A 14,029-nucleotide genomic window follows, 5' to 3' on the forward strand; every position below is an offset into this window, starting at 1 on the left:
GGGAACCGAGGCGCGGGCCCGGTAGCAGATCGCCGGTGAGAAACGGCGACGACCAGCACGTCCCACCACAGACCCAGGTGCCACCGGCCGCCGAATCCGCGGCGGTGTACCAGACGTAGCCGCCGACGAGTCGTGCACCCTCGACCGGGTGCGGGAATGCCGTGGGAAACGCCTCAGGAATCCTGAACGCGGTGATCAGACAGCCGTGGGATCTCGATCGCCGGGCAGCGGTCCATCACCGTCTCCAGGCCCGCCGCCCGGGTCCGGTCGTACGCCGCTTCGTCGATGACGCCGAGCTGGAACCAGACGCCCTTGGCGCCCTTGGCGACCGCCTCGTCGGCGACGGCTCCGGCGAGGTCGCTGTTCACGAAGACGTCCACGACGTCCACGTCGAAGGGGATGTCCGCCAGGCTCGCGTACCCCTTCTCCCCGTGCACCGTCTCCGCCTTCGGGTGCACCGGCACCACGCGCTTGCCGAAGCGCTGGAGCACGGCGGCGACGCCGTACGCCGCGCGCTGCCGGTTCGACGACAGGCCCACCACGGCCCAGGTGTCGCCGAGCCCGGTGAGAATCCTGCGGACCGTTGCCTCGTCGCCGTACACCGGCGGCCTCCTCGGAAGTCGTGAACGACCTGCTCCCGGGTTCAACGGCGCGGGGTGCGCGGTGATTCCCCGGACGGCCTCCGTGATAGCTTGCCGAGGCCAGTCGAACCCATGTACGTGGGTCAGGGAATCCGGTGCGAATCCGGAACTGACGCGCAGCGGTGAGGGGGACGGGCGGGGCCTCGGCCACTGGACTCCCTCGTGGACGTCCGGGAAGGCGCTCCGATCCGGGTGAACCCGAGTCCGAAGACCTGCTGGCGGCCCCCGCGGCCGCATGCGGCGGGGGAGCACCGTACGACCGGGCTCCGCGCATGGGCCCTCGACGCCTGAGGACTGGTTCTCGTGCCCCTCACCCGACCCGCCCCCGCCGCCGTCCTGCTCGCGGCCGGCTCCCTGCTCCTGACCGGCTGCGGCGCCTCCGGACCCACGACGGCGAAGGCCGCCGTCACGCTCGTCAACTGCGGCCACGACGTCGCCGTCGAGACCCCGCCGCGGCACGCGGTCTCCCTCAACCAGGGCACCACCGAGATCCTGCTGTCCCTCGGTCTCGCCGACCGCCTCGCGGGCACCGCCACCTGGACCGACCCGGTGATGAAGGGGCTGGAGAAGGCCAACGCGCGGGTGCCGCGCATCGCCGACGACAACCCGTCCTTCGAACGCGTCCTGGACACCGATCCCGACTTCGTCGCCGCGTCCTTCGTCTCCACCCTCGGCAAGGGCGGCGTCGCCACCCGCGAGCAGTTCGAGAAGCTCGGCGTCCCCACCTACGTCTCCCCGTCCGACTGCGCCGGCAAGGACAACTCCGGTGGCGGTGACGGAGCGCGCGACGAAGCCCTGGGCATCGACACCGTCTACGGCGAAGTCCGCGACCTCGCCACCGTGTTCGGGGTGAAGGAACGCGGCGACGCGCTCGTGGCCTCGCTCCGGCAGCGCATGGAGAAGGCCACGGCGGGCGTCGACGCCTCCGACGTCACCCTCCTGTACTGGTTCGCCAACTCCGAGTCGCCCTACATGGCCGGCTGCTGCGGAGCGCCCGGCATCATCACCCGGGCCCTCGGCGCGCAGAACGCCTTCGACGACACGCACGAGGAATGGCCGCAGATCAACTGGGAGACGGTCGCCGACCGCGACCCCGACGTCCTCGTCATCGGCGACCTGACCCGCAAGTCACAGACCGCCGAGTCGGCCGCGAAGAAGATCGCCTTCCTGGAGTCCAACCCCGTCACCAGGACCATGGACGCCGTCCGGCACAAGCGGTACGTGCTGCTCAGCGGGCAAGCAATGAACCCGACCATCCGCACCGTCGAGGGCGTGGAGCGGGTGACGGCGGGGCTGCGCCGGTTCGGGCTGGTGAAGTGACCGCCCGCAGTGAGCCGGCCCCAGGGGCCCGGCCCCGGCGCGGGACCGGGCCGGCGCTGGGCGCGGCGGGGGCCGTCGCGCTCGTCGCCTCCCTCGCCGTGGCCATCACCATCGGCCCGGCCGACATCAAGGTCGCCGACGTGTGGTCCGTCGTGGCCGCCCACCTCGGTCTCGGCAACTCGGGGCTGACGCCGATCCGGGACGGGATCGTCTGGCAGCTGCGGCTGCCCCGCACCCTGCTCGCCGCGGTGTGCGGGGCCGGACTCGCCGTGTGCGGGGCGGTGATGCAGTCGCTGCTGCGCAACCCCCTCGCCGACCCGTTCGTGCTCGGCGTGTCCTCGGGCGCCTCCACCGGAGCGGTCCTCGTCGTCGTGCTCGGCGTGGGTGGCGGCGCCCTCCCGGTGTCCGCCGGCGCGTTCCTCGGCGCCCTGCTGTCGTTCGCGTTGGTGCTGCTGCTCAGTCACACCCTCGGCGGCACCACCGAGCGGGTCGTCCTCGCGGGCGTCGCCGCCATGCAGCTCTTCTCGGCGCTCACCTCCTTCGTCGTCATGACCGCCGCCGACGCCGAGACGACCCGCGGCGTGCTGTTCTGGCTCCTCGGCTCCCTCGGCGGCGCCGGCTGGACCGACGTGTGGCTGTGCCTGGCCGTGCTGGCCGTGGCGCTGGGGGTGTGCCTGCCGTACGCCCGTACCCTCGACGCCTTCGCCTTCGGGCAGGACGCGGCGGCCGCGCTCGGGGTGTCCGTCGCCCGCACCCGCCTGGTGCTGCTGTGCGTCACGGCCCTGCTCACGGCCGCCCTGGTCAGCTCGGCCGGGGCGATCGGCTTCGTGGGACTGGTCCTGCCGCACGCCACCCGGGCCCTGACCGGTCCCGGACACGCACGGCTCCTGCCGGTCACCGCCCTCGCGGGGGCGGTGTTCCTGGTGTGGGTCGACACCCTGGCCCGTACCGTCCTCGATCCGCAGGAGGTTCCGGTGGGGGTCGTGACGTCGCTGATCGGAGTACCGGCGTTCGTGGCGGTGCTGTACCGGACGCGGAGGGTGCGGTGAGCGGCACCGGGCGTGCGAAGAGTGAGGGGCTGCGGGCCGAGCGGGTCAGCCGCCGCGCCGACGGACGTCTCATCCTGGACGGCGTGGTCCTGGCGCCCGAGCCCGGTTCCACCGTCGGCGTGCTCGGCCCCAACGGCTCCGGCAAGTCCACGCTGCTGCGGCTGCTGGCCGGACTGCTCACGCCGACCTCCGGAGTCGTCACGCTCGACGGCGCACCACTCGCCGAACTGCCCCGCCGCACGGTCGCCCGCCGCCTCGCCGTCGTCGAGCAACAGTCGGACACCCAGGTCGAACTGACGGTGCAGGACGTCGTACGGCTGGGCCGCGTCCCGCACCGCCGGGCCTGGACACCCGCCTCCGCGGACGACGAGCGGGCCGTGCGCGCCGCCCTGGAGCGCACGGACCTCACCGGCCGTTCCGGCCAGCCCTGGCACACCCTCTCGGGCGGCGAACGCCAGCGGGTGCAGATCGCCCGCGCGCTCGCCCAGGAACCCCGCGAACTCCTCCTCGACGAGCCCACCAACCACCTCGACATCCACCACCAGCTCGACCTGCTCACCCTCGTCACGGGCCTTCCGGTCACCACCGTCGTCGCCCTGCACGACCTCAACCTCGCGGCGATGTACTGCGATCAGGTCGTGGTGCTGTGCGCGGGGCGGGTCGTGGCCGGGGGCACTCCGGGGGACGTCCTCACGCAGGAACTCATCGCCGAGGTGTACGGGGTGCGGGCCGACGTTCGCCCTGAAGGGCACGAGGGGCGGCCGCATGTGCGGTTCCTGGGGACGCTGGCCTGAGAGGAGCGCCGCACAGGCCACCGGCGGGGGCGATCGCGCCACGGTGGCCCGAAAACGCCGAACCTGCCCGCGTACGCGTGTCCGCCCGCCTACGCTCACCCCGTGCTGCGCATCATCGACGCCCGAAGCCATGAGCCGGTCGACGCCGCCCCGGCCCGCCGGGGCCTGACCCGTGTCGTGGTGCACGCGCACGGTTCCGACACGACGAACCTGCGGGTGCTGCTCGTCGGGGACCTCCTCGTCCGGGCCCTGGAACTCGGCGGCACACCGGTGTGGGCGCTGCTGACCGGCGGCCGCAGGCAGGCGGAACTGCGTGCGGACGCCGCGGCCCTCGGCATGCACCCCTTCGAGGACAGTCCCGACGTCGGCGCCGGACTGGGCGAGGCCCAGGCCGTGCACGTCGTCGCCGAGGACGGGCCGCTGCCCGACGGGGTGCGGATCGCCGTCGCGCCGGTGGCGGTGGACACGCCGGACCACTCCGACCCCGCCGCCCTGCGCCTGGCCCTGCTCACCCGGCACCACAGCGCGCCCGTCCGGCTGGAAAGGGCCTCCCTCGGCGACGCCCGCGACACCCTCGCCCGCTGGCGCACCGCGGTCGCCCGCTGGGCGCGGCAGCCCTCACGGCCGATCCCCGACGACGTGCGGGGGCGGCTGCGCGACGCCTGGGAGGACGACCTGGACGTGCCCGGGGTGCTGGACGTCCTGCGCCACGTCGAGACCGAGCCGGACCTCGCGGACGGCGCACGCTTCGAGACGTACGCCTACGCCGACCGGCTCCTCGGCCTCGAACTCACCCGCGATCTGGGGTCACCGTCATGATCGAACGCTCCGGAGCGGGTCCGCTGCGCCGCCTGATCGTGCTGCGGCACGCCAAGTCCTCCTGGCCCCCGGACGTCGCCGACCACGAACGCCCCCTCGCCCCGCGGGGCCGCCGGGACGCCCCGGCGGCCGGGCGGGCCCTGGCCGACGCCGACCTCCTGCCGGACCTCGCGCTGTGCTCCACCGCCGTCCGCGCCCGCCGGACCTGGGACCTGGCCGCGGCCGAGTGGGGCACGCCCCCGCCGGTCCGGCACGACCGCCGCATCTACGCCGCCGGCCCGTCCGGTCTGCTGGCCGTCGTGCACGAGGTGCCCGCCGAGGTGGAGACCCTGCTGCTGATCGGGCACAACCCGGGCCTGGAGGAACTGGTCCTGGCCCTCGCCGACGACGGCCTCGACGACACCCTGGAGCGGGTCCGGACGAAGTTCCCCACCTCGGCGATCGCCGTGCTGTCCTGGCGCGGCACGGCCTGGCGGGCCCTCACCCCCGGCACCGCGCTGCTCACCTCCGTGATCGTGCCCCGGGGCGCCAAGAAGTAGGCCGGGAGCCGCGCATAGGCTGGCCGGATGCAGGACGAATACCGCACGGTCACCGCCACCGGCGTGCACGAGACCGAGGTCAACCGCTCCCGCTTCGTGTGCGCCCTCGCCCCGGCGGCCACCGAACAGGAGGCCCAGGCCTTCATCACCGCGGTCCGCAAGGAGCACGCCGACGCGAGCCACAACTGCTGGGCCTACGTCATCGGCGCCGACGCCTCCGTCCAGAAGGCGAGCGACGACGGCGAACCGGGCGGCACGGCCGGAGTCCCCATGCTCCAGATGCTGCTGCGCCGGGACATGCGGTACGTCGTCGCCGTCGTCACCCGCTACTACGGCGGGGTCAAGCTCGGCGCCGGTGGGCTCATCCGGGCGTACGGCGGAGCGGTCGGCGAGGCGCTGGACAGCCTCGGCACCCGCACCCGCCGCAGGTTCCGGCTGGCCACGGTCACCGTCGACCACCAGCGCGCCGGCAAACTCGAGAACGACCTGCGCACCACCGGACGCGAGGTCCGCGACGTGCGCTACGCGGAGGCCGTCACGATCGAGATCGCGCTTCCGGACGCCGACGTGGAGGCCTTCAGAGCCTGGCTCGCCGACGCCACCGCCGGGACGGCCGGCTTCGAACCGGGCGGAGAGGCGTACGGCGACGCGTGACGTGCGGGCCCGCGTGCGGCGGCTTTTCTCTGTACACATACGGACATGTCCCTTGGATCGGCGCCGGGCGGGCGGGGCTTGCCGAGGTTCGTGGTGGAGCAGGGGCCCGCACGCGTTAGCGTGGTGGGTGCTGACAGCGAGCCGTACCGGCTCGCGCTGGTTGTGCGGGAAGCAGGGGGAGACATGCGGGTCGGGGCGGGGTCGTGAGACTGCTGCACACGTCCGACTGGCACCTCGGCCGGGCCTTCCACCGGGTGAACATGCTCGGTGCCCAGGCCGAGTTCATCGGCCACCTCGTCACGACCGTCCGGGAGCGGGCCGTGGACGCGGTGGTGGTCTCGGGGGACGTGTACGACCGGGCGGTGCCGCCGCTCGCCGCGGTCGAACTGTTCGACGACGCCCTGCACCGCCTCGCCGACCTGGGCGTGCCGACGGTGATGACCTCCGGCAACCACGACTCGGCCCGCCGGCTCGGCGTCGGCGCCGGACTGATCGGACGGGCCGGCATCCACCTGCGGACCGAGCCGTCGGCCGCAGGCACCCCGGTGGTGCTGCCCGACGCCCACGGCGACGTCGCCTTCTACGGCCTGCCGTACCTCGAACCGGCCCTGGTGAAGGACGAGTTCGGGGTGGAGAAGGCCGGGCACGAGGCCGTGCTCGCCGCCGCCATGGACCGGGTCCGTGCCGACCTCGGTACCCGCCCGCCCGGCACCCGCTCCGTGGTCCTCGCGCACGCCTTCGTCACCGGCGGCGAACCCAGCGACAGCGAGCGGGACATCACGGTCGGCGGCGTCGCCGCGGTGCCCGCCGGGGTGTTCGACGGCGTCGACTACGTGGCGCTCGGGCATCTGCACGGCTGCCAGACCCTCACCGACCGCGTCCGCTACTCCGGTTCCCCGCTGCCCTACTCCTTCTCGGAGGCCGCCCACCGCAAGAGCATGTGGCTGGTCGACCTGGCCGCGGACGGCTCCGTCGACGCCGAGCGCGTCGACTGCCCCGTGCCCCGCGCCCTGGCCCGGATCCGGGGCACCCTGGAGGACCTGCTCGCCGACCCGGACCTGGCACCGCACGAGGAGGCGTGGGTCGAGGCGACCCTCACCGACCCCGTCCGGCCGGCCGACCCGATGGCCCGGCTCACCGAGCGGTTCCCGCACACGCTCAGCCTCGTCTTCGACCCCGACCGCGACGAGGACGAGTCCGAGGTGTCCTACGCCCGGCGTCTCGCCGGCCGCAGCGACCAGGAGATCGCGGAGGACTTCGTCGCCCATGTGCGCGGCGCCGGACCCGACCCGCACGAACAGGGCGTGCTGCGGGACGCGTTCGACGCGGTGCGGGCCGACGAGACCGTGCGGGAGGTGGCCCGGTGAGGCTCCACCGGCTGGCTCTCACCGCCTTCGGGCCCTTCGGAGGCACCCAGACGGTCGACTTCGACGAACTGTCGACCGCCGGGCTGTTCCTGTTGCACGGACCCACCGGCGCGGGCAAGACGTCCGTCCTCGACGCCGTCTGCTACGCCCTGTACGGCTCGGTGCCCGGCGCCCGGCAGGGCGGCGGTCAGGGCACGACCCTGCGCAGCGACCACGCCGCGCCCGCGACCCGCACCGAGGTCGCCCTCGAACTCACCGTCGCCGGCCGCCGCCTGGAGCTCACCCGCCAGCCGCCCTGGGAGCGCCCCAAGAAGCGCGGCACCGGCACGACACTCGACAAGGCCCAGACCTGGCTGCGCGAGTACGACCCGACGGCCGGCGCCTGGAAGGACCTGAGCCGCTCCCACCAGGAGATCGGCGAGGAGATCACCCAGCTGCTCGGCATGAGCCGGGAGCAGTTCTGCCAGGTCGTGCTGCTGCCGCAGGGCGACTTCGCCCGGTTCCTGCGCGCCGACGCCGAGGCCCGCGGGAAACTGCTGGGCCGGCTGTTCGACACCCGCCGCTTCGCCGACGTCGAGAAGCGCCTCGCCGAGCGCCGCCGCGTCACCGAGGCCCGGGTGCGCGACGGGGACGCGGAACTGCTGGCCGACGCCCACCGCATGCAGCAGGCCGCGGGCGACGCCATGGAGCTGCCCGAACTTGCCCCCGGCGAACCGGGACTCGCCGAGGCCGTCCTGAGTGCCGCCGCCGTCGCCCGCGGCACCGCCCGCGAACAACTCACCGTCGCCGCGTGCGCGCTCGGCGCGGCCGAGTCCGCCCAGGCCGCCGCCGGCCGCGCCCTGGACGACGTCCGCGAACTGGACCGCCTCCAGCGGCGGTTCGCGGAGGCCCGGGACCGGGCGGCCCGCCTGGAGCACGGAGCCGAGGCCTACCGGCAGGCGCAGGCGCTCATGGAGCGGTCCCGCAAGGCCGAAGCGGTCGCGCCCGCCCTGGACCTGCGGGAATCCGCCGAGGCCGAACACCGCCGGGCCGCGGCCGCCGAGACGCGTGCCCGTGCCCTGCTCCCGGAGGCCTTCGCCGACGCGGGAGCGGCCGGACTCGCCGCCGCCGCACGCCGGGCCGCCGAGGAACTGGGCGGGCTCGACTCGGCCCGCCGCGCCGAGCGGCGGCTGGCCGAACTCCTCGACGAACGCGCCGGTCTGAGCCGGCAGGAGCGCGCCGACGCGGACCTCCTCCAGGAGGCGGAGACCTGGCTCGACGGCTGGGAGGAGACCCGCACCCGACTCCAGGACCGGGTGGAGGCCGCGCAGCAGGCCGCGGCCCTCGCCGAGCAGCTCGCCGTGCGGCGCGAACCCGCCCGGCAGCGGCTCCGGGCGGCCCGCCTGCGCGACCAGCTCGCCCAGGACACGGACCAGGCGGTCGACCGGGTCCGCACCGCGCGGGACGAGACGCTGGCGGCCCGGCAGCACTGGCTCGACCTCAAGGAACAGCGACTGAACGGCATCGCCGCCGAACTGGCCGCACACCTCACCGAGGGCGAACCCTGCGCCGTCTGCGGCGCCACCGAACACCCCGCCCCGGCCCGCAAGGTCGCCGGGCACGTCGACCGCGAGGCGGAGGAGCACGCCCTCACCGCCTACCACCGCGCCGACGAGCAGCGCGCCGAGGACGAACGGCGCCTCGGCGTCGTACGGGAGGCACTGGCCGCCGCCACCGCCGAGGCCGGTGACGCCCCCACCGATCGACTGGCCGAGGAAGTCGAGCAGATGGAGGAGCAGTACGCGCGGGCCCGCGGCGCCGCCGCCGAACTGCACTCCGCGCGGGAGCGGCTGCGGCAGGCCGGGCAGGAGCACGAACGGCGCCTCGCCGCCCGGCAGGAGGCCGCCGTGCGAACTGCCGCACGCGTCGGTCACCGGGAGCGGCTGGACAGCGAACGGGCCGCCCTGGAGGAGGAACTGGACCGGGCGCGGGGCTCCCTGGACAGTGTCGCCGCGCGAGCCGCACAGCTGGAGCGGCGGACCGCGCTGCTCACCGACGCCGCCGACGCCGCCCGCGTCGCCGAGGACACCGCCCAGCGGCTCAAGGACGCCGACGCCCGGCTCGCCGACGCCGCCTTCCGGGCCGGTTTCGACACCCCGCAGGCCGCGGCCGACGCCCTCCTCGACAACGCCGCCCACCGCGAACTGCAACGCCGACTGGACGCCTGGCAGCACGAGGAGGCCGCCGTACGGGCCGTCCTCGCCGAAGCCGACACGGCCGCGGCGGCCCGCGCGCCGCAGGCCGACCTGGCCGCGGCGCAACGGGCCGCCGACGAGGCGGCCCGGCGGCTGCGCGACGCCGCCTCCGCCCACGACGCCGCCGGCCGGCGCTGCGTGGAACTCGACCGGCTGTCCGCCCGGGCCACGACCGCCGTGCGGCGGCTGGCGCCGCTGCGCGAGGAGTACGACCGCGTCGCCCGGATGGCCGGCCTCGCCGCGGGTACGTCGGCGGACAACGAGCGCCGGATGCGCCTGGAGTCGTACGTCCTGGCGGCCCGGCTGGAGCAGGTCGCCGCCGCCGCGACCGTGCGGCTGCGCCGCATGTCCTCAGGCCGCTACACCCTCGTCCACTCCGACGACCGCACCGGGCGCGGCCGCAGCGGACTCGGGCTGCACGTGGTCGACGCCTGGACCGGCCGCGAGCGGGACACCGCGACGCTGTCGGGCGGCGAGACGTTCTTCGCCTCGCTCGCGCTGGCCCTGGGCCTCGCGGACGTCGTCACCGACGAGGCGGGCGGGGTGCGCCTGGACACCCTCTTCATCGACGAGGGTTTCGGCAGCCTCGACGACCAGACCCTCGACGAGGTGCTCGACGTCCTCGACTCGCTGCGCGAACGCGACCGCAGCGTCGGCATCGTCAGCCATGTCCCCGACCTGCGGCGGCGTATCCACGCCCAGCTCGAAGTGGTCAAGAGCCGGTCCGGGTCGGTGCTGCGCCAGCGCGGCGCCGGTTAGGGTTCGGCGGCCCCGCGCGGTCCTCACCCAGTCCCGGTGCCGGCCGCTCCCGTACGGCGGCGGATCAGGTGACCTGAGCACCAGCCGCAGCAAACAGGCCATTCATCCGACGAGTTGACTCAGTGTTTCGGCACGGGTGGTCGATCACTTCCAGCGAGCCGCTAGGATCACGGCATGGTCACGGCTTGGTCGCCCCGGCGCATCGTCAGGACCCGCTCCGGTGCGGGTCCGCTGCTGCGCGTGCTGGCCATGGCCGTGCTCCTGTTCGGCGTCCTCGTGACGCACGGCGTGCACGTGGAAAGCGTCACGGGGCACCTCTCCACCGGCGCAACAGCCTTCACCGCACCGCCGGACGGCGGCGTTCGCCATGCGGGCGTCGAGCCGACGGTGCGGTCCGCCGCGGATGCCGACGATCACCATGGGGGCCATGGGCCGTCACACCCTGGTGAGCACTGCGTGTCCGGACAGCCTCAGCAGGCTTCCGCCCTGGTACCGCCCTGCTTCGCAGCGTCGGTTCGCGAATCGACCGGTTCCTCCCACGCCTCGACCGTTCGAGGGCCGGCCGCTGGTGGCCCCATGGACGGTGAGTCTCCTGTGGCTCTCAGAGCAGCCTCCGTGGTGCGGCAGGTCTAGAGGCACGCGGTTCCGCCAACCGGCCTGCCGGATGCCACCGGTTCGGCTGGTACCGCGCGACGAGCGTCCTGTCCCGTGCTCATGATGGGTCGCCACGTTCGTCGAAGCCGTCCTGCCCCACTCATGTCTGCGCCTCACTCCGTGCCTGCCGGAGACGTGGCAGCAGCACGGAGGACCTGTGTCGACCCACTCCCGTATGCACCCCCTATGGGCCCCCTGCGGCTCATCGCTGTCCCGCCGATTCGTCTCGGCGGTCCGCGGCGCCCTCGTGATGGCGCTCGTGCTCTGCGCCGTCCTGCACGGCGTGTCCGAAGAGGCGCACGCGTCGGTGTCCGTGCCTGCCGCGTCCTCGGTGACGGCAGCGGACATGGACCCTCATGGCCCCCACGCCCCCCACGGGGCCGAGGAGTGTGCGGCGGGCGTGATCGTGCGCGCCGCGGTCCAGCCGGCCGTGGAACTCGCCCTGGCCGTCGTACTCCTTGCCGTGTCCCTGGTGGCCGCGAGACCCCTCCTGCGGCGTGGCCGCCGTAGACGTCGCAGCGCACGCACCGGCCGCCTCGCGCTCGCTCGCACCTCGCGGTGGCGGATCTAGACCACTCGCTCGCAGCCGAAGGACTTCACAGCTGCCGCGTGCCCCTGGCCTGAGCGCGGACGCATCGTCCGCCCGTGACCAGGACGCGCGAGAGGAACCGCACAGGTATTCATCGAGCGAGAGTGAACACAAAGACATGCAGTCATTGACCAAGGCCGCGACCCCCTCCGGCCGGCCCGCCCTGTCCGGGCTGGTGGGCAACACCCCGCTGCTGCGGGTGTCGGAGCCGCTGGCCCCGGCCGGGCGCGGTTTCTGGGCGAAGCTCGAAGGCTTCAACCCCGGCGGCATCAAGGACCGTCCGGGGCTGCACATGGTGGAGCGGGCCCGTGCCCGTGGCGACCTGCGGCCCGGCGGGCGGATCATCGAGTCCACGAGCGGGACCCTGGGACTGGGGCTGGCTCTGGCCGGGATGGTGTACGGGCATCCGGTCACCCTGGTCACCGATCCAGGTCTTGAGCTGTCCATGACCCGGCTGCTGACCGCGTATGGAGCCCAGGTCAACGTCGTCTCCGAGCCGCACCCCACCGGAGGCTGGCAGCAGGCCCGCCGTGACCGCGTGCAGCGGCTGCTGGAGCAGCACCCCGGCTCCTGGTGCCCGGACCAGTACAGCAACCCCGACAACGTCGCCGCCTACACACCGCTGGCTCTCGAACTCGCCTCCGAGATGGGCCACATCGACGTGCTGGTGTGCAGCGTCGGCACCGGAGGCCACTCGGCCGGCGTCTCCCGCGTCCTGCGCCAGCTCTACCCCGAGCTGACCGTCATCGGCGTGGACACCATCGGTTCCACGATCTTCGGCCAGCCCGCCCGGACCCGCCTGATGCGCGGTCTCGGCTCCAGCATCCACCCCCGCAACGTCGCCTACGAGAACTTCTCCGAGGTGCACTGGGTCGCCCCGCACGAGGCCGTGTGGACCTGCCGCCAACTGGCCACCTCCCACTACGCCACCGGCGGCTGGAGCGTCGGCGCGGTCGCGCTGGTGGCCGGCTGGCTGGCCCGCACGACGCCGGCCGACGCACGGATCGTCGCGGTCTTCCCCGACGGCCCGCAGCGATACCTGGGGACCGTCTACGACGACGACTACTGCGCCGCCCACGGCCTGCTGGAGTCGCCACCGGCACCCGAACCGGAGCTGCTCGGCCGCCTGGACGAGAAGGAGGTCACCCGCTGGACCCGGTGCACCACCGTCGTCGACCCCCTGACGCTGCAAGACGCCCAGGGCGCACCGGCCGTCGAGGCCGACGCCTCGGAGGAGGACCGGTGAAGGGGCTGCTCACCCAGGTCCGGTCGTACGAAGGCAGCGTCCAGCTGTTGATGGTCAACCAGTTCACCATCAACCTCGGCTTCTACATGCTGATGCCCTATCTGGCCGCCCACCTCTCCGGAACGCTCGGGCTCGCCGGCTGGATCGTCGGACTCGTCCTCGGCGTACGCAACTTCAGCCAGCAGGGCATGTTCCTGGTCGGCGGCACACTCGCCGACCGGCTCGGCTACAAACCGCTGATCGTCGCCGGATGCGTGCTGCGCACCCTCGGCTTCGCGACGCTCGGACTCGTCGACTCCCTGCCTGCCCTGCTCGCCGCTTCAGCGGCCACCGGGCTGGCCGGGGCGCTGTTCAACCCGGCCGTTCGGGCCTACCTCGCGGCCGACGCGGGGGAGCGCAGGGTCGAGGCGTTCGCCCTGTTCAACGTGTTCTACCAGGCAGGCATCCTGCTGGGCCCGCTGGTCGGCATGGTGCTGACCGGGGTGGACTTCCGCGTCACCTGCCTGGTGTCGGCCGGGATCTTCGCGGTGCTGAGCGTCGTACAGATCCGCGCGCTGCCCGCCAGGACGCCGGAGGACGCCAAGCGGAAGGACGCTCACGCCGGCCAGGGCGTGCTCGCCCAGTGGCGCGGCATCCTCGCCAACCGGCCGTTCGTGCTCTTCTCCATCGCCATGATCGGTTCGTACGTCCTGTCCTTCCAGGTCTATCTGGCGCTGCCGTTGGAGGTACGTCGGCTCGGCGGCGACGGGCGGTTCGGCACGGCGGCGGTCGCGCTGCTCTTCGCCGTCTCCGGACTGGCCACGATCATCGGTCAGACGCGAGTGACGGCGTGGTGCAAGGCGCGGTACGAGCCAGGACAGGCACTCGTGCGCGGACTGGCGGCGATGGGATCGGCCTTCGTGCCGCTGCTGCTCGCCACCGCCGTGCCGGTACCGGAGTCCGGGATCGGACTGTGGCTGCTCGCGGCGGTTCCGCCGACGCTCGCCGCGCTGCTGCTGGCCATCGGCACGATGATCACCTACCCGTTCGAGATGGACACCATCGTCCGCCTCTCCGGTGACCGCCTCGTCGCCACCCACTACGGGCTGTACAACACGATCTGCGGCATCGGCATCACCGTCGGGAACCTCGGCACGGGCGCCGCGCTCGACGCCGCCCGCGCGGCCGGGATGCCCGCGCTGCCGTGGATCACGCTGTGTGCGCTCGGCCTGGCCTGCGCCGCCGCCTTGTACGGCCTGTACCGCACCGGACGGCTGACGGCGCGGCCGGCCTCCGAGCCGCTCGCCGCGACCGTCTGACCCACCCACCGGCCACCCGCCGGCCCGGGGGCGGGGCACCACACGGTGCCCCGCCCCTACTGGGCC

Annotated in this window: 12 protein-coding genes and 1 riboswitch; of the genes, 11 read left to right on the forward strand and 1 reads right to left on the reverse strand. The window is 73.8% G+C overall.

The features are described 5' to 3' along the window. Positions 1–173: 173 nt before the first annotated feature. The gene (locus tag QNO09_RS15910; RefSeq protein WP_283970835.1) at positions 174–602 is read right to left on the reverse strand and encodes a CoA-binding protein; all 429 of its coding nucleotides are present in this window, start codon (positions 600–602) and stop codon (positions 174–176) included. An 83-nt stretch (positions 603–685) separates the two neighbouring features. Continuing rightward, a riboswitch (cobalamin riboswitch) is annotated at positions 686–875 on the forward strand. Between the two features lie 69 nt (positions 876–944). On the opposite strand from QNO09_RS15910, the gene QNO09_RS15915 reads away from it, so the two are divergent. The 11 genes from QNO09_RS15915 to QNO09_RS15965 all read left to right on the forward strand — a co-directional run bounded on the left by QNO09_RS15915 (position 945) and on the right by QNO09_RS15965 (position 13,963). Further along, positions 945–1,961 carry an ABC transporter substrate-binding protein gene (locus tag QNO09_RS15915; RefSeq protein WP_283970836.1) on the forward strand — a complete coding sequence of 339 codons (1,017 nt, stop codon included), beginning with the start codon at positions 945–947 and terminating at the stop codon, positions 1,959–1,961. Then, positions 1,958–3,010, forward strand: a complete 1,053-nt coding sequence (locus QNO09_RS15920; RefSeq protein ID WP_502962303.1) for a FecCD family ABC transporter permease — start codon at positions 1,958–1,960, stop codon at positions 3,008–3,010. The genes QNO09_RS15915 and QNO09_RS15920 overlap by 4 nt, the downstream gene beginning before the upstream one ends. Continuing rightward, positions 3,007–3,804, forward strand: a complete 798-nt coding sequence (locus QNO09_RS15925; RefSeq protein WP_283970837.1) for an ABC transporter ATP-binding protein — start codon at positions 3,007–3,009, stop codon at positions 3,802–3,804. The genes QNO09_RS15920 and QNO09_RS15925 overlap by 4 nt, the downstream gene beginning before the upstream one ends. 102 nt (positions 3,805–3,906) lie before the next feature. After that, a complete protein-coding gene (locus QNO09_RS15930; RefSeq protein WP_283970838.1) occupies positions 3,907–4,623 on the forward strand; it encodes a hypothetical protein in 717 nt (238 codons plus the stop codon). After that, on the forward strand, positions 4,620–5,162 hold the full coding sequence (locus QNO09_RS15935) for a SixA phosphatase family protein (protein ID WP_283970839.1): 543 nt from the start codon (positions 4,620–4,622) through the stop codon (positions 5,160–5,162). Before QNO09_RS15930 ends, QNO09_RS15935 begins: the two co-directional genes overlap by 4 nt. A 27-nt stretch (positions 5,163–5,189) precedes the next feature. Next, the gene (locus QNO09_RS15940; RefSeq protein ID WP_283970840.1) at positions 5,190–5,816 is read left to right on the forward strand and encodes a YigZ family protein; all 627 of its coding nucleotides are present in this window, start codon (positions 5,190–5,192) and stop codon (positions 5,814–5,816) included. Positions 5,817–6,019: 203 nt separating this feature from the next. Then, positions 6,020–7,183 (forward strand): exonuclease SbcCD subunit D, encoded by a 1,164-nt coding sequence (locus tag QNO09_RS15945; protein ID WP_283970841.1) that lies wholly within the window; start codon positions 6,020–6,022, stop codon positions 7,181–7,183. After that, the gene (locus tag QNO09_RS15950; RefSeq protein WP_283970842.1) at positions 7,180–10,176 is read left to right on the forward strand and encodes an AAA family ATPase; all 2,997 of its coding nucleotides are present in this window, start codon (positions 7,180–7,182) and stop codon (positions 10,174–10,176) included. The genes QNO09_RS15945 and QNO09_RS15950 overlap by 4 nt, the downstream gene beginning before the upstream one ends. An 829-nt stretch (positions 10,177–11,005) precedes the next feature. Further along, positions 11,006–11,401: a hypothetical protein gene (locus tag QNO09_RS15955; protein ID WP_283970843.1), complete on the forward strand. Its 396-nt coding sequence runs from the start codon at positions 11,006–11,008 to the stop codon at positions 11,399–11,401. A gap of 136 nt (positions 11,402–11,537) precedes the next feature. Next, positions 11,538–12,665, forward strand: a complete 1,128-nt coding sequence (locus QNO09_RS15960; protein ID WP_283970844.1) for a PLP-dependent cysteine synthase family protein — start codon at positions 11,538–11,540, stop codon at positions 12,663–12,665. Continuing rightward, positions 12,662–13,963: an MFS transporter gene (locus tag QNO09_RS15965; protein WP_283970845.1), complete on the forward strand. Its 1,302-nt coding sequence runs from the start codon at positions 12,662–12,664 to the stop codon at positions 13,961–13,963. Before QNO09_RS15960 ends, QNO09_RS15965 begins: the two co-directional genes overlap by 4 nt. Positions 13,964–14,029 lie beyond the last annotated feature (66 nt).

Origin of the sequence: Streptomyces sp. 378 (genome assembly GCF_030124145.1) — a bacterium.
GTDB lineage: Bacteria > Actinomycetota > Actinomycetes > Streptomycetales > Streptomycetaceae > Streptomyces.

Bases quoted from the DNA above. Each gene is read 5' to 3' on its own strand.
- QNO09_RS15935 (WP_283970839.1), top strand. From the start codon at position 4,620: ATGATCGAACGCTCCGGAGCGGGTCCGCTGCGCCGCCTGATCGTGCTG.
- QNO09_RS15940 (WP_283970840.1), top strand. From the start codon at position 5,190: ATGCAGGACGAATACCGCACGGTCACCGCCACCGGCGTGCACGAGACC.
- QNO09_RS15955 (WP_283970843.1), top strand. From the start codon at position 11,006: ATGCACCCCCTATGGGCCCCCTGCGGCTCATCGCTGTCCCGCCGATTC.
- QNO09_RS15960 (WP_283970844.1), top strand. From the start codon at position 11,538: ATGCAGTCATTGACCAAGGCCGCGACCCCCTCCGGCCGGCCCGCCCTG.